Here is a 25,009-nt window from a genome sequence, read left to right on the forward strand (position 1 = left end):
TCCCTCGCGCTGTCAATCGCGGACACCGATGCTTTTGTTGAATAATTGATGGAAAAATCGATGCGCGAATCGTAAAGATCCAAGATGGAGCGCTGAGCGTGGGAATTGATGGTCGCTCGCCGTAATGTCATTGCCGGCGGGGCGGGCGCGACGTGGATGCGACATGGAGCGGAAAGGCGGTCGTCGACGGGCGTCGAGCGCGACGCGCGTCGACGGAGACGCGTGCGGCGCGCGGGGCCATCGCACCTCTATCGCCCGCTATCGCGTCGAGTCCGCTCGCCGGTCGACTGGGCCGGGGTGCTCGCGGCGAGGTCTCCGGAACGACACGCTCCTACCTGGAGCGATCCGGACAGGCGACCTCCCTCACCTTCGCTGCGCCCGCTTGCATCCGCGAGGCGCGCCACGGTACGTTGCACGGCCCAAGAGCCCTCCGTCGCGGTCGAGGCGCGCGGGACTCGAGAGCTCGTTCGTGCAGTCGCCCTGGCCCCTCCCTGTCGCCACCCTGACGCCGGCCTCGTGCGGCGCCGTCCTGTGGCGTATGCAGGGCGCCGAGCGGCTCACGGTCATCGTCAAGGCCACCTTCTCCCTCGTCCACGAGCGCACCGCGGAGCTCGCCGCTCCGGCGGCTCTCGTCGGCGCCGACGTTCCTCGGGATGGGTGGGGCAGCCTCGAGCAGGCCTGCGAGACCGCACCCTACCTCCCGAGCGCAGGGGTCCTCGTGTGCGGACACGCCTCGGCGCCCGCGGGGACGACCGTCACCGCGCTCTCGGTGCGGATCGCGCTCTTCGGCGATGACCGCTGGATCCTCAACAAGGTGCTCCACGTCTACGGCGACCGCACGCGCGAGGCGCCGAGCCCCCGCCCGTTCGCCCGCATCCCGATCGTGTACGAGCGCGCGTACGGCGGCCCGCACGTCGAGACGAACCCCGTGGGCGTGGGGTTCGGCGCGACGCTGCCGAACCTGGTGGATCCGGCCGACGCGACGCGGCCGGCGGGCTTCGGTCCGATCGCGCGGACATGGGCCCCGCGGCGGAGCTTCCTCCAGCAGGGCCAGGAGCCCGACGCTCCCGTGCCGGCGCTCGATGGCAGCTTCGATTTTCGCTACTTCCAGGCCGCGCCCGCGGACCAGCAGCTCGATTTCTTGCGCGGCGGGGCGTGGGTCTACCTCGAAGGACTGCATCCGCACTACCCGTGGCTCCGGTCGAGCCTGCCGCCGGCGCGCGGGGTCGCGCGGCTCTACCGGACCGGGCCGTGGGGCGAGGACCACGAACAGCCGGTCGAGCTGGTCGCCGACACGCTGGCCGTCGATGCGGATCGCCTGCTCTGCTCGATGATCTGGCGCGGGAGCGCCGCGCTCGCGCCGGGCGACACGCTGGCCCGGATGCGCGTGGCCGCGGGCGTCGAGATGCCGGGGGTGCCGCTCGTGTGGCCGTCTCCGCGCTCGGGCCCGTCGTCGCCCCTCGCGCTTCCCGATGCGCCCCCCGCCGGGAGCGCACCTGGGGCCGGTCGTGGCCTGACGCTCGCTGGGGACGAGCAGGAGGGCGAGGCCTCCGACGGCCACCCCTCGAGGCCCCTGTCCCGCCCGCTTGCGCCCTTCGCGCTGGCCAAGCCCCGGAGCGCGCCTGCGCCCCAGGGGACCGCGCTCCCCGGGGCGCCCTGGAGCCCGGAGCGCGTCACGCCGTCGAATCCGCTGCTCGGCGAGACGGCGGAGGCCGCGGTGAGCGCGTTCGCGCCGCCGTTCGATACGTCCCCGCCCCGGGCAGGCGGCGCCAAGCCGTCGCCGCCTGCCGGCTTGCCGTTCGTGCCCGCGCCGGCGCCGGTGCCGCGTCCCGAGCCGGCCCCGGACTCCGTACCGTTCGCGATGCCCTTCGCCCGCGCCGAGGCCGCGCCCCCGCCGCACCTCGACGCTCCCGCCGGCGTGGCCGCGCCCCCGCCGCACCTCGACGCTCCCGCCGGCGTGGCCGCGCCCCCGCCGCACCTCGACGCTCCCGCCGGCGTGGCCGCGCCCCCGCCGCACCTCGACGCTCCCGCCGGGGCCCGGGGCACACGCGCGACGCTGCTCGCTAGGCTGCGCAGCCGCGGGCCGCTCGACGACCTGGAGCTGGCGGGCCTCGACCTCGACGGCATCGACTTCAGCGGAGCGTCGCTCGAGCACCTGAACCTGGCGGGCGCGACCCTCGCCCGGTGCAACCTCTCGGCGGCGCGCCTCGCCGGGGCCAACCTGCGCGGCGCGGATCTGACGGACGCGCGCCTCGACGCCGCCGACCTCACGCGCGCCGATCTCTCCCGCACCACGCTGGACCGCGCGCAGCTCTCCTCCGCGATCCTCGATCGCGCGGATCTCTCCTTCGCGAAGGGCTCGAACGCGACCTTCGCCGGCGCGTCGCTGCAGGGCGCCGACCTGCGGCAGGCGCGCTTCATCGAGGCCACCTTCGACCGGGCGAACCTCGCCGGCATCAACGGCAGCAAGGCCGACTTCTCGCGCGCCGGCTTCTCGCGCGCCAACCTCGCCGGCGCCGTCCTGCGCGCGGCGAAGCTCAAGGAAGCGCAGCTCCCGCGCGCCAACGTGGAGGGCGCCGACCTGCGCGACGCGGACCTCGCGGGCGCCAACGTCTATGGCGTCGAGCTCGAGGGCGCCAAATCGAGCGGCGCCATCCTCCGCTCCCTCGTCGAGATCCCGCCGTCAGAAGGCGATCCAGGAGAACTTTCCAGGAGTTGACCTTGCGGCCAATTTTTGTCTAGCTGCATGATGAGCTCTCCCCGGGGCGTCAGGCGGCCACGGTCGTCGCGTGATCCCCGGTGCGTGCCCTCGAAAGTTGCAGGTGAATGCCATGGATGATCTCATCACAATCTCTTCGGGCGTGCTCCCTGCCACCACGCGCGTCGTTGGCTTTCGCGGCATCGAGGCCATCTCGCGCCCGTACCAGATCGAGATCTTCCTCCAGCTCCAGGGCCACGACGCGGAGTCGTTCGACCTCTCCGACGCGGTGGGCGCCAAGGCCTCGCTCGTGCTGGACCGGGTCACCGACAAGCTCCCACCTTTCGTGTTCTCCGGCATCTTCGCGAACGTCTCGATCCTGCACGAGACCGAGGGCCGCACGCTGCTCCGCGCGGCGCTCGTCCCGAAGCTCTGGCTGCTCAGCCTCTCCCGGCACAGCCGCATCTTCACCAGGCAATCGGTGCCCGACGTCATCAAGGCCGTCCTGGAGGAGAACGGGATCGCCTCCGACGAGTACGAGCTGCGGCTCGGCAGCTACGAGGTCGAGGAGCACATCTGCCAGTATCGCGAGAGCGACCTCGACTTCCTCTCGCGGTGGATGGAGCGCGAGGGCATCTTCTATTTCTTCGAGCACACGCCGGACGGCGACAAGGTCATCTTCTGCGACGCCACCACCTATGAAGAGGACGCCATCGGCGAGCCCGTCCGCTACTATCCGCAGGACGGTCGCGACGTGACCGCGGGCGCGTCGTTCCGGACCTTCACCTGCCAGCACACGACGCTGCCGGCGATGATCAAGCTCAAGGACTACGACTACGCCCGGCCCAACCTCAATATCGCTGGCTCGGCCCACGTGTCGCCGAACGGCGCGGGCGAGGTGAACCTGTACGGGGAGCGCTTCTTCACGCCGGCGGCGGGCGAGCGGCTCGCGAAGATCCGCGCCGAGGAGATGCTCGCGCGGCAGGTGCTGTATCACGGGACGGGCACCCGCACGCACCTCCGATCCGGCTACACGTTCGAGCTCGAGGACCACCCGCGCGCGGCGTTCAACGCGAAATACCTCACCATCGAGGTGCGCCACCAGGGCAACCAGATGGCGGCGTCCACGCAGCTCCGCGAGCTGCTCGACCTGCAGCACGAGGACGTCTATTTCGCCGAGATCACCGCCATCCCCCTGAAGACGCAGTTCCGCGCGGAGTCCCGCACGCCGTGGCCGCGCATCTACGGGTACGAGAACGGCACGGTGGATGGACCGGCCGAGAGCGAGTACGCGCAGATCGACGACCTCGGCCGCTACAACGTGAAGTTCAAGTTCGACGAGAGCAACCTGAAGAGCGGGAAGGCCTCGACCTTCGTGCGCATGATGCAGCCCCACGGCGGCGGCATCGAGGGCTTCCACTTCCCGCTGCGCCGGGGCACGGAGGTGGTCCTGAGCTTCCTCGGCGGCGACCCCGATCGACCGGTCATCTCGGGCGTCGTGCCGAACGCGCTCACGCCGAGCCCGATCACGAGCGGCAACCACACGAAGAACGTCATCCAGACGGGCGGCCGCAACCGCCTCGAGCTCGAGGACCAGGCCGGGCAGCAGCGCGTCACCCTGTCGACCCCGTACTCGAACACCTACGTGCGCATGGGCTCCCCCAACGACGGGCACGAGCTCATCGTCAAGACCGACGACAACACGCTCCTCGACGCGGGCAAGACGTTCGACCAGACGGTGGGCCAGAACGGCGGCGGGTCGTGGAACGCCACCATCAAGGACAACTGGATCACCCACGTCCAGTCCGGGATCCACGAGCTCTACGTCGAGACCGGCACCTCGTATACCGAGGTCAAGGGCGACACGTGGCTCCACGTCACGAGCGGCAACCTCTTCACCGACGTCGACGCGGCCACGATGGTGACCAACGTCAAGGGAGACACCACGACGACGGTGAAGACCGGCAATTATGCGGTGAACGTCGACACCGGGAACACCACCGTCACCACGAAGGCGGGGAATACGCTCGTCGACACCCAGGCCGGGACCACGACCGTGAAGAGCAAGGGCAAGCTCACGCTCGACACGCAGGACGAGTGCGAGGTCCGGGTCAAGAGCAACATGATCGAGTACATCGACGGCAATCGCGTGGGGCAGATCAAGGGCGCGGAGGAGCTCAAGACCTACGGTCCCTTCAAGAAGCTCTTCGTCTCGAACAACGTCAACGTTACGGGCGGGTTCAAGAGCGACACGTTCCTCGGCCTCTCGGTCACCACGGCCGTCGGCGGCGCCGTCTCCACCTTCATCGGCCTCAAGGCAACGCTGGAGCTGTCGGCCGCCTTCACGGCGACCTACGCGGCCAAGTTCGACATCACTGGCGGCGTCGCGATGGCATACAAGTTCGGCGCCTCGCTCACGATCAACAACTCCGCGGACATCACGGTGCGCCCGATCGAGCTCAAGGAGGTCAAGGCGCGGATCGAGCACATGCCGGCGAGGCTCGCGATGAGCTCGCTCCGCTTCTCCCTCTCGAACGTCCATGTCCTCAGCTAGCGCGCCGGACGGAGCTCCCCCGGGCCGCCTGCGCGGTCCGATCTCGCGAGCCTCGATCTAGCGCCCATGCAGGCCAAGGAAAGCGCGCGCAGCAACATGGGTACCGTCATCGCTCTCACAGGCGTCCTCGTGCCGCTGATCGTCATCGCGGCCATCCTCTTCTTCGTCTTCCGGGGCGAAAATGCGCTCATCGCCAAGGGCAGGGAGCGGATGGCCGAGCTGAAGCAGAGGATCGCGCGCGCTACCCCGGCCCAGGCCACGGTGTCGTCGAGCCGCACGCTCACCACCTTCGAAGGCGGCGCCATGGCCTTCGTCGAGCTCCGGCTCGATGTGCGCCCCTCGAGCGGGGCTGCGTACGCCGCGACGACGGAATGGGAGCTCAACACGAGCTCCCTGTCGCAGGTCGAGCCCGGGAGGCCCGTGGGCGTGAAGATCGACGCCGAGGACCCCGGGCTCATCTACCCGGACGTGACTTGGGCGACGTTCTCTCGCGCGTACGCCGCGCGCCGCCTCACGGGCGAGCCCAAGCGATGAGCCCTCTTCCGGTCTGAACGAGCCCCCCGAGCCCTCTTATCCCTCCATGCGCGTCATCAAACCCCAGCGCGTCTCGATCCTGCAGCGCGTGTTCGAGCTCAAGCAGGAGCGCTTCCTCGCCCTCGGCCTCGCGGCCTATGTCCCGCTCGACGCGCCGGAGCTCCCGCTCCCGGAGATCGCGATGTGGCAGGAGGTCGCGAAGCAGCTCGGCAAGGACGCCGCGCTCGACGAAGGGCTCCCGAAGCCGCGGGGCGAGGTCCTGGTCTTCGGCAAGGCGTTCTCGGCGGGCGGCCAGCCGCGCCCGGCGTTCCGCGCGCGCGTCCAGGTCGGCCCCATCGACAAGGTCGTGTACGTCGTCGGCAAGCGCCGCTGGGAGCGCGGCGTGCCGACCGACCCCGAGCCGCTCACCGAGCTCGCCCTCGGCTGGGACAAGGCGTTCGGCGGGCCGGGGTTCGCCGCGAACCCGCTCGGGACCGGGTTCGCGCCGACCGAGGAGAACGGCAAGAAGATCCACGCGCTCCCCCAGATCGAGGACCCGAAGCGCCTCGTGAAGTCGCCGAACGATCGCCCGCCGCCCGCGGCGTTCGGCCCCCTCGACCCCACCTGGCCCGGGCGGATGGACAAGGCGGGCACGTACGACGCCGCCTGGCTCGAGAACGACTTCCCCGGCCTCGCCCGCGACCTCGACCCCGAGTACTTCATGGTGGCACCGCCCGACCAGCGCCTGCCCGGGTTCTTCCAGGGCGACGAGCCGATCGCGCTCGAGCACCTCCACCCCGAGCAGGCCACCCTGACGAGCCGCGTGACGGCGCTCGCCGCGCGCTGCTTCTTGACGCGCGCCGCGGGCGACGTCCCGCTCGAGGAGGTCGCGACGAGGCTCGATACCGTCGTGCTCCTGCCCAACGTCGCGCGCATGATCGCGATCTTCCGCGGCGTCGTGCGCGTCGAGGAGGACGACGCGCACGACGTGAAGTGCCTGCTCGCGGCGCTCGAGCGCCGCGGCGCGCCGCGCCCCATGGAGCACTACCAGGCCATCTTCGCGCAGCGCCTCGACAAGAAGAAAGGCGCCCTCGTGGCGTTCCGCGACCGCGACCTCCTGCCCGAGCCCGACCCCGGCGCGCCCGCGCTGCCGGACGAGAAGATCGGCGACATGGAGGAGCTCCTGCAGCGCGAAGGCGTGCTGGAGCGGCGGTCGCACGAGCGGGCGCAGCGCGAGCTGGAGAAGGCGCGCCTGTCCCTGCGGGCGCTCGGCATCGATCCGGACGAGAAGGGCGTCCCGCGCGAGCTGCCGCCGCCCGAGGCGCCGCCGCGGCTCGACGACTTGCCCGAGTACGTCGAGCGGGTCGAGTCGGAGGCGGCCCGCATCGAGGCCGAGGCCAAGGCCAAGCAGGAGGAGGCGCTCGCCGTGGCGCGCCAAGAGCTCGCCGAGCACGGCCTGAACCTCGACGAGATCATCGAGCGGTCGAAGAACGAGCCCGGCGGGCCGCCGCGGTTCCGCGTCGACGAGCACATCGCCCGCATGCGCGAGACCGCCGAGGCGGGCCGCGAGCTCGGCGCCCCGCTGGAGCAGCTCGAGGCGCAGCTCGACGACCCCGCGTTCCTCGCGAGGCTGCGCAAGCTCGAGGAGGCCCAGCTCGCCGCCTACCGGCTGACCGCGCACCACCTGCCGCCCGCGGCCATCCCGGACGCCGAGGCGCAGCGGGATCTGCGCGGCCGCGTCGAGGCTGCGCTCGCTTCCGGCGCGCGCGCGATGATGACCGGCTGGGACCTCACCGGCGCGGACCTCCGCGGGCTCGACCTGTCCGGGGCCGCCCTGCAGCGGGCGCTGCTCGAGCGCGCCGACCTGCGCGGCTGCACCCTGTCCGGCGCGGACCTGTCCGGGGCCGTGCTGGCGCGCGCCAACCTCGAGGGCGTCCGCCTCGCGGGCGCGACGCTCGACGGCGCGAATCTCGGCGAGGCGCAGGCGCGCGGCGCCGACTTCGGGGGCGCGCGCCTCGCCAGGGCGGTCCTGCAGCGCGGCGCGCTCGAGGAGGCGGCCTTCCGCGGCGCGGACCTCCGCGGCGCGGACCTGCTCGAGGCGCGCTTGCCGCGGGGGGACCTCGAGGGCGCGCTCGCGGACGAGGTCCTCTTCTTCGAGTGCGACCTCGAGGGCGCCAAGCTCGACCGCGCGAGCCTGCGCAAGGCGACCTTCTACCGGTGCCGGATGGCGGGGGCGAGCCTCGCGGAGGCGGTGCTCGAGGGCGCGGCGCTCGTCGAGTCCCGCGCCGAGGGCGCGTCTCTCCGGGGCGCCCGGGCGAACAACCTGCGCCTCGTGCTCGCGTGCGAGCTCGGTGGGGCCGATCTCTCGGGCGCGGAGCTCGCCCTGGCGACGATGCGCGGCGCCGCGATGGCGAAGGCGGATCTCTCCGGCGTCCGGGCCGACGGGTGCGACCTCAGCGAGTCGAGCCTGCGCGAGGCGCGCCTCGCGGGCGCGAGCCTCCGGGGCGCGCGGCTCATCCGCACGGACCTCGCCGACGCCGAGCTCTCGGACGCGAACCTGATGGAGGCGATGCTGCAGGGCGCGAAGGTGCCCGGCGCGTCGTTCCAGCGGGCCAACCTGTTCCGCGCGAACCTGATGGGCGCCGAGGGCGACGCGCGCACGAGCTTCAAGGACGCCCACGTCGTCCGCACCCTGTTCCCGAGGCGGAAGCGATGACCAGAGACGATCTCCTCGCGTGCGTCGCGAACGCGGAGCCGGTGACCGACGAGGACCTCACGGGCGCGGACCTCCGCGAGGCCGACCTCTCCGGCGCCGTGTTCGAGCGCGTGTCGTTCCGGGGGGCCGACCTGACCTCGGCGAAGCTCCACGAGTCGGTCTTCGCCGACTGCCGGTTCGAGGGGGCGCGGCTCCCGGGCGCGCGCCTGCGCCACGCGACCTTCGACCAGTGCACGTTCCTCGCGGCCGACCTGCGCGGCGCCGATCTGGTCGCCGCGAGCCTGGTGGAAGCCGACCTGTCGCGGTCCTGCCTCGACGGCGCCGACCTGACCATCGCGAGCCTCATCAAGCCGCGCCTCGAGGAGGCGAGCCTGAAGGGGGCGAACCTCGACCGCGCCGCGCTCGTCGACGCCGACGCCCCGCGGATCGTCCTGGAGGGCGCGAACCTGCTGCAGACGGCGCTCCTGAAGGCGAACCTGACGACGGCGAGCCTGCGCGGCGCGCGCCTCGACAAGGCGATGCTGATCGGCAGCAAGCTCACCGGCCAGGACCTCTCGGGCATGGACCTCACGCTCGCGCAGCTCATGGACGCGGACCTCGGCGGCTGCGACCTCCGGGGCGCGCGGCTCGTGCAGACGAACTTCAAGGGGGCGTCCCTCGTGGGCGCCCGCCTCGACGAGGCGAACCTCGAGCGCGCCCTCTTCGCCGACGCCAACCTGTCGAACGCGTCGCTCGCGAAGGCGAAGCTCGACCAGGCGCTCTTCGTGAAGGCGCGGCTCGACGCGGCGAGCCTCGACGGCGCGAGCGCGTACCAGGCGATCTTCAAGAACGCGAGCTGCATCGGCGCGACGTTCACCGGCGCCGATCTGACGTACGCCGACTTCTCCTACGCGGACCTCACGAGGGCCGACTTCTCGCTTTGCAAGCTGTTCCGCGCGCGGTTTCACCGGACGCGCGAGCAGGACACCCAGTTCACCAGCCGGTCCGCGGCGCTCGGCGACGACGAGGAGCTGAGCGCGGCGGAGCGGCGCTCGGAGAGTCGATAGGCAGCAAGGAGGTATCGATGAGAGACAATCTGGCAAGAAAGCTCGCGTTGCCTGCGCAGGAGGTCGCGACCGTGGTGGGGGTGTCGGGCCGCTGCCTGCGCGTCCGATCGAGCTCCGGCGAGCTCGAGGCGCGGCGCGCGGCCAGCTGTCTCCTCGACCCGGCGCTCGGCGACGAGGTCCTCGTGGCGCACCACGAGCGCGGCTCGCACGTGCTCGCAGTGCTGGAGCGCGACGAGGACGCGCCGGCGCGGCTCTCCGCCGAGGGCGACCTCGAGATCGCCGCGGCCGCGGGCAAGGTCTCGGTGAGCGGGCGCGACGGCGTGGAGGTGCTCACGCCCGGCGAGGCCGTGATCGCGGCGGGCGCCGCGCGCGTCTCGGCGGGGCGCGCCGAGGCCGTGCTCGGGGCGCTGAGCCTCCTCGGCGACAGCGTCACCGCGCACGTCGACCGCGTGAAGACCGTGGCGCAGTCGGTGGAGACCGTCGCCGAGCGCCTGGTGCAGCGGCTCGACCGGGCCTACCGCTTCATCGCGCGGTCCGAGACGGTGCGCGCGGAGTACGTGGAGTTCGAGGCGCGGTCCGCGTTCCACGTGAAGGCGGAGGCGACGCTCGTGAACAGCGGCGGGCTGACCAAGATCGACGGCCCCCAGATCCACCTGGGGTGAGAGGACGGAGGACACGAGATGTTCGCGAACACGCAGATGATGGGCATGTCCCTCGGCTTCCCCGACGTGTGCCTCACGCCGATGCCGACCCCGACGCCGATCCCTTATCCCAACATCTCCATGCAGCCGATGGGCATCCCGGCCGCGTACAACGTGCTGTTCATGTGCACGCCGGCGCACAACCTGGCGACCACCGTACCGCTCACGAACGGCGACAACCCGGGCGTCGCGCTCGGGGTCGCCTCGGGCATGGTGATGGGCCCGTCGCGCCACGTCACCGCATCGTTCACCGTGCTTGCCGGCGGCATCCCGGCCACGCGGCTGACGAGCATGACGATCACGAACTCCACGAACTGCCCCGCCGTCTCGGTGGTGCCGAGCCAGGTCAAGGTGCTCCTGCTCGCGCCGTGAGCGAGCGGCCCTCGCGTCGCGGGGGCTACGGCTTGCCCGCGGAGGGCGCGGGGGGCTTGCGCGTGACGTAGAAGAAGTCGCGCAGCGAGCGCTTGCGGATGTACTCGTCTTCCGAGAACTCGAAGCCGCTCGCCAGCGCGACCGGCATGAGCGCGCCGCCCTCGCCGGGCTCGTAGAGCAAGAACTTCGGGTACGACCAGTTCACGTCGAGCTGCGCCACCGCCGTGGCGCCGACGTGGCGCAGCCCGAGCGCGATGGCGGGCGCCGTCGTGTGGTTGCTGATGGCCACGAAGAGGACCTTGCCGTCGCGGTCGAGCCCCACCGCGGAGCGGCGGATCACCGTGTTGCCGTCCAGCGTGGCGCCCCAGTTGCGGACCTCGGGCACGCGGAGCGCCGGGTGGAGCTCGCCCTCGTCGACCATGCAGCTCGGCGTCTGCCGCCACCACCGCATGCCGCCCTCCTCGGCGGCCATGCGGGCCCAGGGCGCGATCTGCATCCGGCCGTCGCGGTGGAGCGCGAGGGTGCAGCCGTTCTCCCGGGGGCGCACCAGCGTGACGCCGTCGATCCGCATGCCCCACTGGCCGTGCTCGGTCATGAAGCCGCCGTTGAACGCCGCGAGCAGCCGCTCGTGGTCCGCCTCCGGGATCTTCGCGGGCCGCTCGTAGGTCTTGCCCTCCTCGGTCGTCGCCGCCGGCTCCCGCGACCCGGCCATGAGGTGGACGTCGACCCCCGCGAGATCCATCGCCACGATGAACAGCTCCGCCCAGGAGCGGTGCGGATCCGGGTGGATCAGCGTCTTGTAGAGGCGCGGCGGGTCGCCCGGGCGCGCGCGATCCACGATGGGCACCCACTGCCCGTCGCCGGGCGCCGGCCAGGCCGCGTGCGAGGGGCCGACGTCCTTCGGCCGGAACGCCGCCGCCACGACCGCCGGGGCGACCGCGGCGCTCGCCTCGGCGGCGGGCGCGGCCGGCGCCGGCGCCTGCTCGGGCACCTCCCAGTACGTCTTCGGCGGCTCGTTCTTGCGAAGGACCTGGTGGACGCGATCCTCGACGCCGTAGGCGGTCTCCTCGAGCGCGGTCACGTTCTCGGCCCCGATCACGGAGCGCAGGCCGTTCGCGACGAGCGGGCCCATCCACGGAATCCGGTGCACCGCGATCCACAATCCGACGCCGGCGAGCCCCGAGACGGCGAGGGAGCCGAGGGCCCAGCGCCGCAGCCGGCGGCGGCGCTGCGGAGCGCCGGGGCGCTGCGGGGCGGAGTGCCCGGCCTGGGCCGGCGTGTTCGAGGCTTCGGCGGTGTCGGCCATGGCGTGCTGCGCGTGCTGCGGGGGTGCGGCGCTCGGAGGGGAGCTGCGAAGCGACGCGGGCGCTCGCGAGCCGCGGTCCCCCCGGCTCGGGGAGGGTGTAGCACGATGCGCCGAGCGCACGGAACCCGCTCCGCGCACGGCGCTGCGCTGCGCTGCGCGGAGCGGATCGGCGAGCGCGGGCCCGACCGTCGCGTCCGTCTCGGCGCGCGGCGACGACTCGCTGCCGGGCTCGCGGTCGCGCCTCGACTTCCTCACCGCGCCGTACTAGAGTCGCGGCCTCGGACTGACCTGGCACGGGTCGCGGTGCTCGGTCGCTGTCATGTGGACCTCGCAGCCTCCGCTGAGGGAGGCGCGAGGCGGCAGCTCTCCGTGATCGGGCCCTCCGCAGAGGAGGGCGCGGTGCCGCGGCGCTTTCCGCCCTTGCTCAGGAGGGGCTCTCCACGAGCCCGATGTCCATGGAATTTGCCGATCTCAAGCTCATCGAACCGCTGCTCCGCGCCATCGAGGCCGAAGGATACAGCGCCCCGACGCCCATCCAGCAGCAGGCCATCCCGCCGATCCTCGAGGGCAACGACGTCCTCGGGTGCGCGCAGACCGGGACGGGCAAGACCGCCGCGTTCGCCTTGCCGATCCTGCAGCGCCTCGCGCAGGCCGGCGCGCCGAGCCAGCGCGGGCTCCGCGTGCTCGTGCTCACCCCGACGCGCGAGCTCGCCGCGCAGGTCGGCGAGAGCTTCACCACGTACGGCAAGAACCTCGGCCTGCGGACCGCGGTCGTCTTCGGCGGGGTGGGGCAGCGCCCCCAGATGGAGGCGCTGCGCCGCGGCGTCGACGTCCTCGTGGCGACGCCGGGCCGGCTGCTCGACCTCTGCTCGCAGGGCATCTCGCCGTTCGGGCGGCTCGAGACGCTCGTGCTCGACGAGGCCGACCGGATGCTCGACATGGGGTTCATCCACGACATCCGGCGCGTGCTCGCGATGCTGCCCGAGCGCCGCCAGACGCTCCTGTTCTCGGCCACGATGCCCCCGGACATCCAGAAGCTCGCGGACAGCATCCTGCACCGCCCGGTGCGGGTCGAGGTCGCGCGGGTCGCCACCACCGCCGAGAACATCGACCAGCGGGTGGCCTTCGTCGAGCGGTCCGACAAGCGCGCGATGCTGGAGCACGTGCTCAAGGATCCCGCGCTCCGCCGGGCGATCGTGTTCACCCGCACCAAGCACGGCGCCAACCGCGTGGTCCAGCAGCTCGGCCGCGCGCGCATCGAGGCCGTCGCCATCCACGGGAACAAGTCGCAGGGCGCGCGCGAGCGGGCGCTCGCGAGCTTCAAGCAGGGGACGACGAGCGTGCTCGTCGCGACCGACATCGCGGCGCGCGGTATCGACATCGAGGACATCTCGCACGTGATCAACTACGACCTCCCGAACATCCCGGAGAGCTACGTGCACCGCATCGGCCGCACGGCGCGCGCCGGGGCGTCGGGGGTGGCGCTCTCGTTCTGCGACATCGAGGAGCGCCCGTACCTCGCCGACATCGAGCGCCTCATCCAGAAGCGCCTCCCGCTCCTCTCCATCCCCGGCATCCCCTGGCTCCAGCCCGATCCCAGGCCCGCCCATCAGGCGCAGCCGCAGGGGCGGGCCCAGGCGCAAGGTCGGCCGCAGCAGCAGCGGCCGCAAGGGCAGGGGCGGCCCCAGGCGCAGGGCAGGCCCCAGCAGCGGCCGCAAGGGCAGGGGCGGCCCCAGGCGCAGGGCAGGCCGCAGCCGCACGGGCACGCCCGGCCTCAGGGACCGGCGCGGCCCCAGCCGCAGGGGCGGCCCGAGGGACAGGCGCGGCCTCAGCCGCAGGGACAGCCCCAGGCGCGACCGCAGCCGCGCCACGATACCCCGCGCGCGGACAACTGATCCGCTCCACCCGCCGCTCCCACCGGCGCGTGCCTGCATTGCCCACATCCACATTATTTTCGCGGTGTGCGCAATTTCTGGCACGATCTCGACCATGCGCGTCCCCGCCATCGTCGTAAGCTTGCTCACCATCGCCGCCTGCGATCGCGGCGCTCCCTCGAGCTCGCCCGCCACGGATGCCCAGGCCTCCGCCGCTCCGGCGCCGGATGCCTCCGCCGCGCCGCTCGCCTCGGCCAGCGCGCCGGCCCCGGCGAGCGCCGACGCGGCGGGCGACGCCGGCGCCGCGCCCGCCCCGGCCGACGCCGACGCGGGAGCGGCCGCGGCGGCGAGCGCGGACGCGGTCGACGCCGGTCCCCCCGCGGCCGACGACGGCCGGCTCACGGTGGAGGGGCGCGCCGTGCAGGGAGGGCTCCTCCGCGCCAAGCTGAACGGCAAGCTGCGCCGGATGGCGTTCCCCGGCCACCGCGTGACCGTGAGCGATGAGGGGGAGTTCCTGATCGCCTTCTCGCGCAACGCGCCAGCGCACGAGAAGCTGACCATCACGTTCGACGACGGACAGGTGCTCGAGAAGCTCTTCGACGTGGAGCAGCGCACCTATGAGGTCGACAAGGTCGACAACCTCCCGGAGAACATGGTCAAGCTCGACATGGCCACGCGCGTGAAGCTCACGCAGGCCGAGAAGAAGCTCGACGCCGTCCGGAACAAGTATACGAAGAAGAACTGCTACAAGAACGGCTTCATCTGGCCGTCGAAGGGCCCGGTCACCTCGCGGTACGGCCAGCCCCGCGTGCTCAACGGCACGGACGGCGGCGTCCACTGGGGCGTGGACATCGCGGTGCCGGTCGGGTCGCCGGTGCGCGCGCCCGCCTGCGGCAAGGTCGTCTTCGTCGAGAAGGACCTCCCGCTGAGCGGCCACACCATGATCATCGATCACGGCCATGGGCTCACCTCCACGTTCATCCATCTGCACGGCTTCGCCGCGAAGGTGAACGACGAGGTCAAGCAAGGTCAGGTCGTCGCGACCGTCGGCATGACCGGCCGCACGAACGGACCGCACCTCGACTGGCGCATGAACCTCTTCGAGACGCGCGTCGATCCCGAGCTCCTGGTCACGCCCGCGAAGTGACGGCCGGCCTCCTAGCTCTAGTTCCACCCCACCAGGCGTCCGGCCAGGGATCCGAAGAGAGATCAACGCAAAGGCGCAAAGGCGCAAAGGCGCAAAAAGAACAAATATTATTTATTTGCATTTTGCATTTTGCATCTTTGCGCTCTTGGCGTCTTTGCGTTGAAATCTCTCTTCGTTCGCGAGGCAGATCCCTGGCGAGATTTCTGACCCGCGGCCCGCGCCGCTCCTCCGCGTCGCTACCCTCGTCGTCCTGATACGCCACCCGGAAGGTCCCCGTTGAGAACGCTCGCGCTCGCCCCCGTCCTCGCGTCGCTCCTCCTCTCGATCGTCGCGGCCTCCGGCTGCGCGCCCGCCTCCCGCGTCGAGCCTCGGCCGGCCGCGCGCCCCGAAGGGCCGCCGGCCGCGCAGCCCGCGGGGAAGCCGGCGGCCGGCCTCGACCCGGAGCTCACGTCGTACGCGTATCCTTATCCGGTCAAGTACTTCGAGGTCGAGTCGCAGCGCCAGGAGCTCCGCATGGCGTACATGGACGTGCAGCCCGAGAAGCCGAACGGCCGCGCGGTGCTCCTCCTCCACGGCAAGAACTTCGCCGCAGCGACCTGGGAGCCGACGATCCGGGCGCTGACCGAGCGGGGTTTCCGGGTCATCGCGCCCGATCAGATCGGGTTCGGCAAATCGACGAAGCCCGCCGCCTATCAGTTCAGCTTCCACGGCCTGGCCGAGATGACGCGCGGGCTGCTCGATGCCGTCGGCGTCCAGCGGCCGGTCGTGGTCGGCCACTCGATGGGGGGCATGCTCGCCGCGCGCTTCGCCCTCATGTTCGCCGACCGGACGGAGCGCCTCGTCCTCGTGAACCCCATCGGCCTCGAGGACTGGAAGACGGTGGTCCCGTATCGCTCCATCGACGCCTGGTACAAGCAGGAGCTCGAGGCGACGCGCGACAGCATCCGCGAGTACCAGCGCAAGAGCTATTACGACGGGGCGTGGAAGCCCGAGTACGAGCGCCAGATCGAGATCCAGGCGGGCTGGACGGAGCACCCCGAGTATCCGCGCATCGCCTGGTGTTCCGCGCTCACGTACGACATGGTCTTCACGCAGCCCGTCGTCTACGAGCTGCCGCGCCTCCGCACGCCCACGCTGCTCATCATCGGGCTGCGCGATCGGACCGCGCTCGGCCGCGCCTGGGCGCCGAAGGAGGCCGCTGACGCGCTCGGCGACTACACGACGCTGGGCAAGAAGACCGCGCAGGCGATCCCCGGCGCCAAGCTGGTCGAGCTGCCCGGCGTCGGCCACCTGCCGCAGGTCGAGGCGTTCGAGAAGTACCGGGACGCGCTCGTGGGCTTCCTCGAGCAAGCTCCTTAAGGGCGCCCCGCACGCCGGCGCTCCCGGGGCGGCGCGGGCCTGGGAGAACGGGCGAGCGCGCTGGACAGCCAGGACGACATGGCCTCTCCGCCAAGGACATGACCCGTCGAGAGGTGCCGTGTCCCGTGGCGGGTGGGCGATCTCGGGGCAATGTGCCACAGACGAGATCTCCAGGGTACAGGCCATGAGGCCGCGGCGGCGCTCGGTATTCCAGGAGCGCGGCGCTCGCGGTGGCCAGCGCGGCCGCAGCACGCCAGCGCAGGCCGGCTGCCAACCCCCCTCGGCGCCGTGGAATGATGGAATGGCCGCCGAGCTCGCCGAGAAGCACGGCCCTCCGCGCCGGGCTGCCCTGCGGCATGCGCCTTGCAGCTCGCCAGACCGACGAAGGCACTCAAACCAGAGTTAGGATTGCAAGGAGTCGGTCATGAAGATCCTGTCGCCTCGAGTTCATGGGTACATCGATTATGCAGTTGCGGCCCTCTTCCTGCTGGCCCCGTCGCTGTTCGGCTTCGGCGGGTTCCCGGAGACGCTCTGCTATATCCTGGGCGCCGTGCACGTCGGCATGACGCTGCTCACCGCGTTTCCGCTGGGCGCCGCCAAGATCATCCCGTTCCCGGTCCACGGAGCGCTCGAGGCCGCGGTCGGCGTGTTCCTCGTCGCCGCGCCCTGGCTGTTCAACTTCGATGAGGCGGCGCCCGCGGCGAGGAATTTCTTCGTCGTGTCCGGCGTGGCCATCGGCCTGGTCTGGCTCCTGACCGACTACCGTTCGGCCTACGCGACGACGGCGGCCAGCGCGCGTTACCGCTCGGAACACCGGTCGTTCTCCTGATGACGGCGTGAGCGTTCCTCGCGAATCGTCGCCGCGGCCGGGGCTCAGCCTCGGCCGCGCGCCTTTTTGTCTCCCGACGGGCGAACGCGGATGTCGACGACGCTCCGCGCGCGCGGCGCGGGTTGCGAAGCGGTCGCCGCGCGCCCGGCCCTAGAGGTGGTGGCGGTCGACGGCGCGGTGGTGGATCGAGCGAACCTGCGGCAAACTCATGCATCGCGGGATGACAGAGGGCGAGCTCATCCACGAGCGGACGAGTTCGGCGGATGAGCACGGCGCTTTGCCTCTCTCCGCGCCCTCGTTGCTGCCTCTGGCTGCTCCGTTGCCGCCGCGTTTCGTCCAGTACACAGCGATTTGTCGCGAACACCAGATGCACCTGGCGCTGCTGGCTTGTTCGGCCAGGGCGGCAGCGGCAGCCTGTCGCTATCGTGGATGGTCCTCCGTTTGGTTCGGCCATCCATCCGCTCCGTCCGAAGCCCCGTCCGCTCCCCTGGAGGAAAGCGACGCGCTCCAAGCCTTGGATATTGCTCCGATCCGGGCAGGGAGTTATGCCATCCCCGCAACGACCTGACGGAGAGAAAAGCCATGATGACCATGCCAATGAGCTCGATGCCGATGATGTGTACGACGATGCCGTCGATGAGCGGCATGATGCCGATGGGCGGCATGATGCCGATGATGCCCAACATGATGGGTATGATGGGTATGATGCCGAGCATGATGGGTGGCATGATGCCGATGATGTCCGACATGATGGGCATGATGCCCAACATGATGATGAGCCGCATGATGCCGAACATGATGGGCATGATGCCCGGCATGATGATGCCCGGCATGATGGGCATGATGCCCAACATGATGATGGGCGGCATGATGCCGAACATGATGGGCATGATGCCCGGCATGATGATGCCGAACATGATGGGCATGATGCCCGGCATGATGATGCCGAACATGATGGGCATGATGCCCGGCATGAAGATGGCTGCCTGATCTCGGGATCGCGGACAGACGTCAACAACCCCGATGAGCGGGAGCGCTGGCTCTCGCTCATCGGGGTTTTGTGCTGGCGCGAGGCCTCACCCGCGAGGCGCGGCGCTCCGGCCCTGACCGGTCACGCCCCGGCCGTCTCCGGCGGCTTCGGGTGCTGATCCCGCGATACGAACACCGCGGCGGCCAGATCCCCCACCACGTTGATCACGGTCCGGCACATGTCGAGGAACCGATCCACGCCGAGGACCAGGCCGAGCCCCTCGGGCGGGATCCCGAGCAGACCCAGGATCATCGCGATGACGGGGAGCGAGCCGGCCGGGATGCCCGCGGTGCCGATGCCCCCGAGCACCGAGATGAGCATCACGATCGCCTGCTGCCCGAAGGTCAGCGACACGCCGTAGACCTGCGCGAGGAAGAGCACGGTCACCCCCTCGAAGAGCGCCGTCCCGTTCTGGTTCATCGCGGCGCCGGCGGTCAGCACGAACCGGGCGACGGACGGCGGCAGCTTGAGCTCCTCCTCGGCCACCTTCAGCGCGGTCGGCAACGTCGCGTTCGACGAGGCGGTCGAGAACGCCGTCACGATCGCCGTCCGGCTCCCGCGGAAGAACGCGACCGGCGACATCCCGCCGAGGAAGCGCACCGAGAGCGAGTACACCACGAACATGTGCAGCCCGAGGCCGAGCAGCACCGTGAGCACGTACGCCGCCAGCTGCTGCATGATGCCGATGCCCATGCGGGACGTGATCGTGAAGAGCAGCGCGCCCACGCCGATCGCCGCGAACCGGAGCACCCCCTCGATGAGCCGCATCGAGACGTCGAACAGCCCCTGGATGACCTCGCGGAGCCGCGCCGCCGCCTCGGTCGGGGTGAGCGACAGCGCGAGGCCGAAGAGCAGCGAGAACGTGATCACGGCGAGCACGTCGCCCCCGGCCGCCGCCTTGATGACGTTGTCCGGCACCATCGCGATGATCATCCCCACCGGCGAGGTGTCGACCGGGGCGGTGGCCGCCTTGATCCCGCCGCCGTGCGCGAGGCTCCGGACCGCCTCGGGCAGGCCGTCGCCCGGGCGGATCACGTTCACCAGGACGAGGCCGATCAGCACCGCGATGGCCGAGACCACGGCCGTGTAGCCCAGCGTCCGCAGGCCGAGCCGGCCGACGTGCTTCAGATCGAGCTCGCAGACGCCCATGACGAGCGCCGAGAACAGGATCGGGAGCACGAGCATGAACAGCAGGCGCAGGAAGATCTGGCCCACCGGGTAGGTGATGTAATCGACGATCCAGGTGAGCGCCGGGGAGCCCGCAGCGACCGCGTTCGCCGTCAGGCCGACCGCTGCCCCCACCGCGACCCCGAGCAGCATCGTTCGATGCGATGACATGACGCCACCTTACACAAGCCGCGGCGCCGTGAGCCGCGGAGTTCGCGCCCCGATCGCGCTCCTCGGCCGCTGGAGCGACCGCCGTCCGGGGGGGCCAGGGCCGTCGGCCGCCTGTCCAGGCCCGCGCGGATCCATTACGCTCGCCGCCGGGCATGCTGAAGCCGGGCGATTCGTTCGAGCGCTACACGATCGAGGCCGCCATCGGGCAAGGGGGGATGGGCTGCGTCTACCGGGCGCACGACGCGCGGCTCGGGCGCCGCGTCGCCGTCAAGGTGATCGCGGGCGGCGCCATGGACCACGACGCCGGCGCGCGCCTGCTCCGCGAGGCCCGCGCGGCCGCCGCGCTCGATCACCCGAACGCCGTCTCGATCTTCGACGTCGGCGAGCTCGATGGGACGCCGTTCATCGTGATGGAGCTCGTCGACGGCCGCACCCTGCGCAGCGCGATCGGCGCCGCCGAGGCGCCGGTCCCGACCCGGGTCGGCTGGCTCGCCGACGTCGCCCGCGCGCTCGCCGCGGCGCACCGGCGGGGGCTCGTCCACCGGGACATCAAGCCGGAGAACGTGATGGTCCGGGACGACGGCGTGATCAAGGTGCTCGATTTCGGCATCGCGCGCCGCGCCGCCGGCGGCGCCGATCCGAACGCGTCCACCGAGGCCCCCGCGCTGCCGACGCTGACCGCCCTCGGCGTCAAGCTCGGGACGCCCGTCTACATGGCCCCGGAGCAGATCCGCGGCGCCGAGCTCGACGGGCGCGCGGACCAGTTCGCGTGGGGCGTGCTCGCGTTCGAGCTCCTCACCGGCCGGCTGCCCTGGCGCGGCGCCGGCGACATGCTCGCCGTCGTCGCCTCGATCCTCACCGACGAGGCCGACCGCGCCCCGCTCGACGCCGCCGTGCCGCCCGCGGTGAGCGCGGTCGTGCTGCGCGCGCTGTCGAAGCGCCCCGAGGACCGGTTCGCGTCGATGGATGACCTCGTGCGCGCGCTCGAGGCGGCCGGGCGGGGCGAGGCGCCCGCCGCGATGCCGGCGCCGCACGCGCAGGCGCCCGCCGCGAAGGGGAGCGAGGCGCCCCGCGGCGGCGAGACCGCGGCGCAGCGGTTCTCGACCGAGGAGGTCCGCGACGTGCTCGCGCGGGCGATCGAGCGCCAGGCCTCGGGCGAGGCCGGCGCGGCGCGCGCGCCGCGGGGCGACGCGCGGCTCGGCTTCGACGACCTGCTCGCCGCGGCGGAGGAGGTGGGCGTCGACCCGGAGGCGCTGCGCGAGGCGAGCCGCGCGCTGCGCGCGCGCGAGCGCGACGGCGTCGAGCGGAAGACCGGCGCGGCGACCGCCGCCGAGCGCGCCGCCTGGCTCCGGCGCAAGCGCCGCAACTTCTACCGGCACCTCGGCGTCTACCTCATCGTCAACGCGGCGCTCCTCACGCTCGCCTTCCCGCTCGGCGTCGTGCTCTGGGCGGCGATCATCCCGCTGGGCTGGGGCATCGGCGTCGCCATCCACGCGCTCGTCGCGTTCACCGCGCACGAGGACGACTGGGCCGAGGAGGCCGAGCGCATGCAGCTGTGGCGCGAGCACCACCGCCGCATGCACGAGGTGGCCCTCGCGAGGGCGGTCGGCAGGGGCCCGCGCCCCGGGGCGGCCCGGCGCCAGCGCATCGAGGGGGCGGACGAGGAGCGGCAGGGCAGGCTCCGCGTCGGGTCGGACACGGCGCGCTCCAGGGCGGAGGAGGCGGAGCAGGCGGAGGAAGAGGCCGACGTCGCGGTGAGCAAGGCGCGGCGGCGGCGGCGCTGACCCGACCATCCGCGCGCTGCCCACCCCCGGGAGCGAGGCGCCGGCCGGCATGCGCTAAGCTCGCCGCATATGTCCAAGCCGAGTTTCATCGCCCGCGCCCTCGCCCCGCTCCAGGTGCTCCCGCCCTCCCTGCGCTCGCGCGCGCAGACCGTGCTGTTCCAGCGCATGGTGCCGTTCACGGGGACCGCGGGGATCCAGTTCGAGGAGGTGGGCCCGGATCGGGTGGCGCTGCGGCTCGCCAACGGCCGCCGGGTGCAGAACCACATCGGCGGCGTGCACGCGGCGGCGGCGGGGCTCCTGGCCGAGACCGCGACCGGCTTCGTGGTCGCCGTCAACCTCCCCGACGGCAAGCTGCCGCTCCTGCGCAGCATGAAGGTCGACTACACGCGCCGCGCCCGTAGCGGGCTGCGCGCGGTCGCGACCCTGTCCCCCGAGCAGCGGCAGGCCTTCCTGGACCAGCCGAAAGGGGACGTGGCCGTCGCCGTCACCGTGACGGACGAGAGCGGCGCGTCGCCGATGGAGTGCGAGTTCGTCTGGGCCTGGGTGACCAGGGGGGTGTGACGGCGCCCGGGCCGCCGGCGCGATCGCGCGCGGCGCGCCGGGCTCGCGCGCCGCGCGGCCGCTCGTGTCAGAGCGTCAGGATCTCGCAGCCGTCCCGCGTGACGAGCACGGTGTGCTCGAACTGCGCCGAGAGGCTGCCGTCCTCGGTGACGATGGTCCACCCGTCGTCGAGCGTGCGGATGTCGTGCGATCCAAGGTTGACCATCGGCTCGATCGTGATGGCCATCCCGGCGCGGAGCCGCAGGCCCGCCCCGCGCACGCCGGTGTGCGCGACGTGCGGCGGCAGGTGCATCTTCCGCCCGATGCCGTGCCCGCCGACCTCGCGGACCACGCTGCACCCCTCCGCCCGCGCGAGCTCCTCGATCGCCGCGCCGATGTCGCCGAGCCGCGCCCCGTCGCGCACGACCGCGATCCCCGCGTCGCGGCACCGCCGGGCGACGTCCACCACGTGCCGCGCCTCGGCGCTCGGCTCCCCGACGAAGAACGTCGCGGAGGTGTCGCCGTGGTAGCCGTCGAGCTCCGTGGTCACGTCGACGTTGATGATGTCGCCCGGCTGGAGCACCTCGTCGCGCCGCGGGATCCCGTGGCACACGACGTGGTTCCGGCTCGTGCACACCGCCGCCGGGAAGCCCTTGTACCCGAGCTGGCTCGGGCGGCCGCCGCGCTGCGCCGTGTCCTCGCGCACCCACCGGTCGATGTCCGCGGTCGTCACGAAGGGCGAGAGCCGCGCCCCGACGGCGGCCAGGGTCGCCGCGGCCGCGCGCCCGGCGCGCCGCATCGCCTCGCACGCGCGAGGCCGAAGGATGTCCACGTTCATGCGAGGCGTATGCGCGCGCGGCGCGCGGCCATCCAATACTGTTTTGATCTCGGGCGCCCGCGCGCGGCTCCTCTCCCGAGCGGCGTTCGAGTAGAATCGGCCGCGTGAGCCTGTCGCAGATCCGCTACTTCATCGCCGTCGCCGAGGAGGGCCACGTCGGCCGCGCCGCGCGCCGGCTCCACATCGCGCAGCCGCCCCTCAGCCGGCAGATCCGCGGCCTGGAGGACGAGCTCGGCGCGCAGCTGTTCGAGCGCACCGCGCGCGGCATGCGCCTCCTGCCGGCGGGCGCGGCGTTCCTCGACCACGCCCGCACCATCGTCGCCCAGGTCGACGCCGCCGTCGCCGACCTCCGCAGCTACGGCGCCGCGCCCCCGCGAGCAGCGCTCGACGCCGGCGGGTGCCGGCGCCCCGAGCTCGGGTAGGCGGCCTCGCGTGGAGCCACGGGACCGGCATGGGTTACGACGCTGAGCTCGCGCTCGCCGTCGAGGCGGCGCGCCGCGCGGGCTCGCTCCTCCGCGCGGAGTTCCACCGCCCCGGCGGCCCTCGCGGCGCCGGGACGCACGCCGACGTCGACGTGGAGGTCGAGCTCCTCCTGCGCGACGCGCTCACCCGCGCGACCCCCTACGCGTTCCTCGGGGAGGAGACCGGCGCCCTGGACGGCGCGGACCCGTCGCACCGCTGGGTCGTCGATCCGAACGACGGCACCGCGTCCTTCCTGCACGGCTACCGCGGCGCCTCGGTCTCGATCGGCCTTTTGCGCGAGGGCACGCCGGTGCTCGGCGTCGTCTTCGCGTACGCCTACCCCGACGACCACGGCGACCTCATCGCCTGGGCGGAGGGCACCGGGCCGATCCGGCGCAACGGCGCGCCCGTCTCGTCGTCGCTCGCGGGCGCGACGCTCGATCGCTACGCCGTCGTGCTGCTCTCGCAGTCGGCGGACTACCTCCCGGCGCGCAACGCCCGGTGCGTCGCGCCCGCGCGGTTCCTCTCGCTGCCGAGCCTCGCCTACCGGCTCGCGCTGGCGGCGGTCGGGGAGGGGGTCGCCGCGGTCTCGCTCAGCCGGCCGCGCAGCTGGGACTACGCGGCCGGCCACGCGCTCGTGCGCGCCGCGGGCGGCGAGCTCGTCGACGACGACGGCGCGCCCATCGCGTACACCGCGGAGCGCGAGGGCCAGATCTGCCGCCTCTTCGGCGGCGCCCCCGCGGTCGTCCAGGAGCTCGCGCGGCGCCCGTGGAACGCCGTCATCCACGGCCGCATCCCGGCGCCGCAGGGGACGTACGGGCTGCTGCGCCCGTCCCGCAGCCTGCTGTTCGAGGGCGCCGGCGCGCTCTCCCGGGCCCAGGGCTGCCTGCTCGGCCAGCTCGCGGGCGACGCGCTCGGCTCCCTCGTCGAGTTCCGGAGCGCGGAGCAGATCGAGCACCTCTATCCGGGCGGCGTCCGGGACCTCGCCGACGGCGGGACGTGGAACACCCTCGCCGGGCAGCCGACCGACGACTCCGAGATGGCGCTCATGCTGGCGCGGTCGATCGTCCGCAAGCGCGGCTTCGTCGCCGAGGCCGCGCTCGACGCCTACGTGCACTGGTACCGCTCCGGCCCGTTCGACGTCGGCAACACCGTCGCGGCCGCGCTCCGCGCCGCCGCGGGCGCGCCCTCGCCCGGCGCGCGCCCAGGCCGCGCCATGGCGGCCGCGAGCCTGACCAGCGAGGCGAACGGCTCGGTGATGCGCGCGGCGCCGCTCGGCATCCTCGGCGCGGGCCGCCCGCGGGAGGCCGCGGCCTGGGCGCGCGCCGACAGCGCGCTCACGCACCCCCATCCGGTCTGCTGCGCCGCCTCCGGCGCGTTCGTCGCGGCCATCGCCGCCGGCGTGGGCGGCGCCGGCGTCGAGGGGGCCTTCGCGGCCGCGCGCGCCGAGGCGGAGCGGAGCGGCGAGCGCGCGGTCGTCGCCGCGCTGGAGGCCGCGCAGGGCGCGCCGCCCCGGACCTCCTCGCACCAGGCCGGCTGGGTCGTCATCGCCCTGCAGAACGCCTTCTACCGGCTCCTTCACGCGCCCTCGCTCGAGCAGGGGCTCATCGACACGGTGATGGCCGGCGGCGACACCGACACGAACGCCGCGATCGCGGGCGCGCTGCTCGGCGCGGTTCACGGCAGGGATGCCGTGCCGGATCGCTTCCGGCGGCTCGTGCTGTCCTGCCGCCCGCTGCCCGAGGCGGGGGCGAAGCACCGGCGCCCGCCCGAGCTCTGGCCGGTCGACGCGATGCTCGTGGCCGAGGCGCTCCTCGCCGCCGGGCAGCGAGCGCAGCCCGAGGAGCCCGACCTGCCGGAGAGCTTTCAAACCGGGGACATCGGCTAAAATCTATTCATGTC

Annotated in this window: 19 protein-coding genes; 16 read left to right on the forward strand and 3 right to left on the reverse strand. The window is 72.4% G+C overall.

Annotation, left to right across the window (positions count from 1 at the left end):
- The first annotated feature begins 469 nt into the window (after window positions 1–469).
- The 7 genes from WMF20_RS20400 (at window position 470) to WMF20_RS20430 (ending at window position 10,600) form a co-directional block, all read left to right on the forward strand.
- Window positions 470–2,719, forward strand: coding sequence for a DUF2169 domain-containing protein (locus WMF20_RS20400; protein ID WP_437616033.1), 2,250 nt, complete (start codon window positions 470–472; stop codon window positions 2,717–2,719).
- Window positions 2,720–2,831: 112 nt separating this feature from the next.
- The gene (locus tag WMF20_RS20405) at window positions 2,832–5,252 is read left to right on the forward strand and encodes a type VI secretion system Vgr family protein (protein WP_437616035.1); all 2,421 of its coding nucleotides are present in this window, start codon (window positions 2,832–2,834) and stop codon (window positions 5,250–5,252) included.
- Window positions 5,253–5,318: 66 nt separating this feature from the next.
- Window positions 5,319–5,786 carry a hypothetical protein gene (locus WMF20_RS20410; RefSeq protein ID WP_437616037.1) on the forward strand — a complete coding sequence of 156 codons (468 nt, stop codon included), beginning with the start codon at window positions 5,319–5,321 and terminating at the stop codon, window positions 5,784–5,786.
- Between the two features lie 46 nt (window positions 5,787–5,832).
- On the forward strand, window positions 5,833–8,481 hold the full coding sequence (locus tag WMF20_RS20415) for a DUF2169 domain-containing protein (protein ID WP_437616039.1): 2,649 nt from the start codon (window positions 5,833–5,835) through the stop codon (window positions 8,479–8,481).
- Window positions 8,478–9,527, forward strand: coding sequence for a pentapeptide repeat-containing protein (locus WMF20_RS20420; RefSeq protein ID WP_437616041.1), 1,050 nt, complete (start codon window positions 8,478–8,480; stop codon window positions 9,525–9,527). Before WMF20_RS20415 ends, WMF20_RS20420 begins: the two co-directional genes overlap by 4 nt.
- Before the next feature lie 17 nt (window positions 9,528–9,544).
- Window positions 9,545–10,189 (forward strand): DUF3540 domain-containing protein, encoded by a 645-nt coding sequence (locus WMF20_RS20425; protein ID WP_437616043.1) that lies wholly within the window; start codon window positions 9,545–9,547, stop codon window positions 10,187–10,189.
- Between the two features lie 18 nt (window positions 10,190–10,207).
- Complete coding sequence (locus WMF20_RS20430) at window positions 10,208–10,600, forward strand: DUF4150 domain-containing protein (RefSeq protein WP_437616045.1); 393 nt, start codon at window positions 10,208–10,210, stop codon at window positions 10,598–10,600.
- 25 nt (window positions 10,601–10,625) lie between these two features.
- On the opposite strand, the gene WMF20_RS20435 is transcribed toward WMF20_RS20430, so the two are convergent.
- A complete protein-coding gene (locus WMF20_RS20435) occupies window positions 10,626–11,906 on the reverse strand; it encodes a hypothetical protein (protein ID WP_437616047.1) in 1,281 nt (426 codons plus the stop codon).
- 455 nt (window positions 11,907–12,361) lie between these two features.
- On the opposite strand from WMF20_RS20435, the gene WMF20_RS20440 reads away from it, so the two are divergent.
- The 5 genes from WMF20_RS20440 (at window position 12,362) to WMF20_RS20460 (ending at window position 18,105) form a co-directional block, all read left to right on the forward strand.
- Complete coding sequence (locus WMF20_RS20440; RefSeq protein ID WP_437616049.1) at window positions 12,362–13,801, forward strand: DEAD/DEAH box helicase; 1,440 nt, start codon at window positions 12,362–12,364, stop codon at window positions 13,799–13,801.
- 94 nt (window positions 13,802–13,895) lie between these two features.
- Complete coding sequence (locus WMF20_RS20445; RefSeq protein ID WP_437616051.1) at window positions 13,896–14,927, forward strand: M23 family metallopeptidase; 1,032 nt, start codon at window positions 13,896–13,898, stop codon at window positions 14,925–14,927.
- 276 nt (window positions 14,928–15,203) lie between these two features.
- Window positions 15,204–16,286, forward strand: coding sequence for an alpha/beta fold hydrolase (locus WMF20_RS20450; protein WP_437616053.1), 1,083 nt, complete (start codon window positions 15,204–15,206; stop codon window positions 16,284–16,286).
- A 424-nt stretch (window positions 16,287–16,710) separates the two neighbouring features.
- Window positions 16,711–17,115: an SPW repeat domain-containing protein gene (locus tag WMF20_RS20455; protein WP_437616055.1), complete on the forward strand. Its 405-nt coding sequence runs from the start codon at window positions 16,711–16,713 to the stop codon at window positions 17,113–17,115.
- Between the two features lie 582 nt (window positions 17,116–17,697).
- On the forward strand, window positions 17,698–18,105 hold the full coding sequence (locus WMF20_RS20460) for a hypothetical protein (protein WP_437616057.1): 408 nt from the start codon (window positions 17,698–17,700) through the stop codon (window positions 18,103–18,105).
- A gap of 121 nt (window positions 18,106–18,226) precedes the next feature.
- Here WMF20_RS20460 and WMF20_RS20465 read toward each other — a convergent pair whose 3' ends face one another.
- A complete protein-coding gene (locus tag WMF20_RS20465; RefSeq protein ID WP_437616059.1) occupies window positions 18,227–19,483 on the reverse strand; it encodes a dicarboxylate/amino acid:cation symporter in 1,257 nt (418 codons plus the stop codon).
- A 152-nt stretch (window positions 19,484–19,635) separates the two neighbouring features.
- On the opposite strand from WMF20_RS20465, the gene WMF20_RS20470 reads away from it, so the two are divergent.
- Together WMF20_RS20470 and WMF20_RS20475 are read left to right on the forward strand one after the other, a co-directional pair.
- The gene (locus tag WMF20_RS20470; protein ID WP_437616061.1) at window positions 19,636–21,267 is read left to right on the forward strand and encodes a protein kinase domain-containing protein; all 1,632 of its coding nucleotides are present in this window, start codon (window positions 19,636–19,638) and stop codon (window positions 21,265–21,267) included.
- A 69-nt stretch (window positions 21,268–21,336) separates the two neighbouring features.
- Window positions 21,337–21,828 carry a hotdog fold domain-containing protein gene (locus WMF20_RS20475; protein ID WP_437616063.1) on the forward strand — a complete coding sequence of 164 codons (492 nt, stop codon included), beginning with the start codon at window positions 21,337–21,339 and terminating at the stop codon, window positions 21,826–21,828.
- Between the two features lie 67 nt (window positions 21,829–21,895).
- On the opposite strand, the gene map is transcribed toward WMF20_RS20475, so the two are convergent.
- A complete protein-coding gene (map, locus tag WMF20_RS20480; protein WP_437616065.1) occupies window positions 21,896–22,645 on the reverse strand; it encodes a type I methionyl aminopeptidase in 750 nt (249 codons plus the stop codon).
- Window positions 22,646–22,749: 104 nt separating this feature from the next.
- Here map and WMF20_RS20485 point away from each other — a divergent pair, with 104 nt between their 5' ends.
- Both WMF20_RS20485 and WMF20_RS20490 read left to right on the forward strand, forming a co-directional pair.
- Window positions 22,750–23,067, forward strand: a complete 318-nt coding sequence (locus WMF20_RS20485) for a LysR family transcriptional regulator (RefSeq protein WP_437616067.1) — start codon at window positions 22,750–22,752, stop codon at window positions 23,065–23,067.
- 29 nt (window positions 23,068–23,096) lie between these two features.
- The gene (locus tag WMF20_RS20490) at window positions 23,097–24,995 is read left to right on the forward strand and encodes an inositol monophosphatase family protein (protein WP_437616069.1); all 1,899 of its coding nucleotides are present in this window, start codon (window positions 23,097–23,099) and stop codon (window positions 24,993–24,995) included.
- Window positions 24,996–25,009: the final 14 nt, after the last annotated feature.

Origin of the sequence: Sorangium sp. So ce834 (assembly GCF_051521425.1) — a bacterium.
Taxonomy (GTDB): domain Bacteria; phylum Myxococcota_A; class Polyangia; order Polyangiales; family Polyangiaceae; genus Sorangium; species Sorangium cellulosum_D.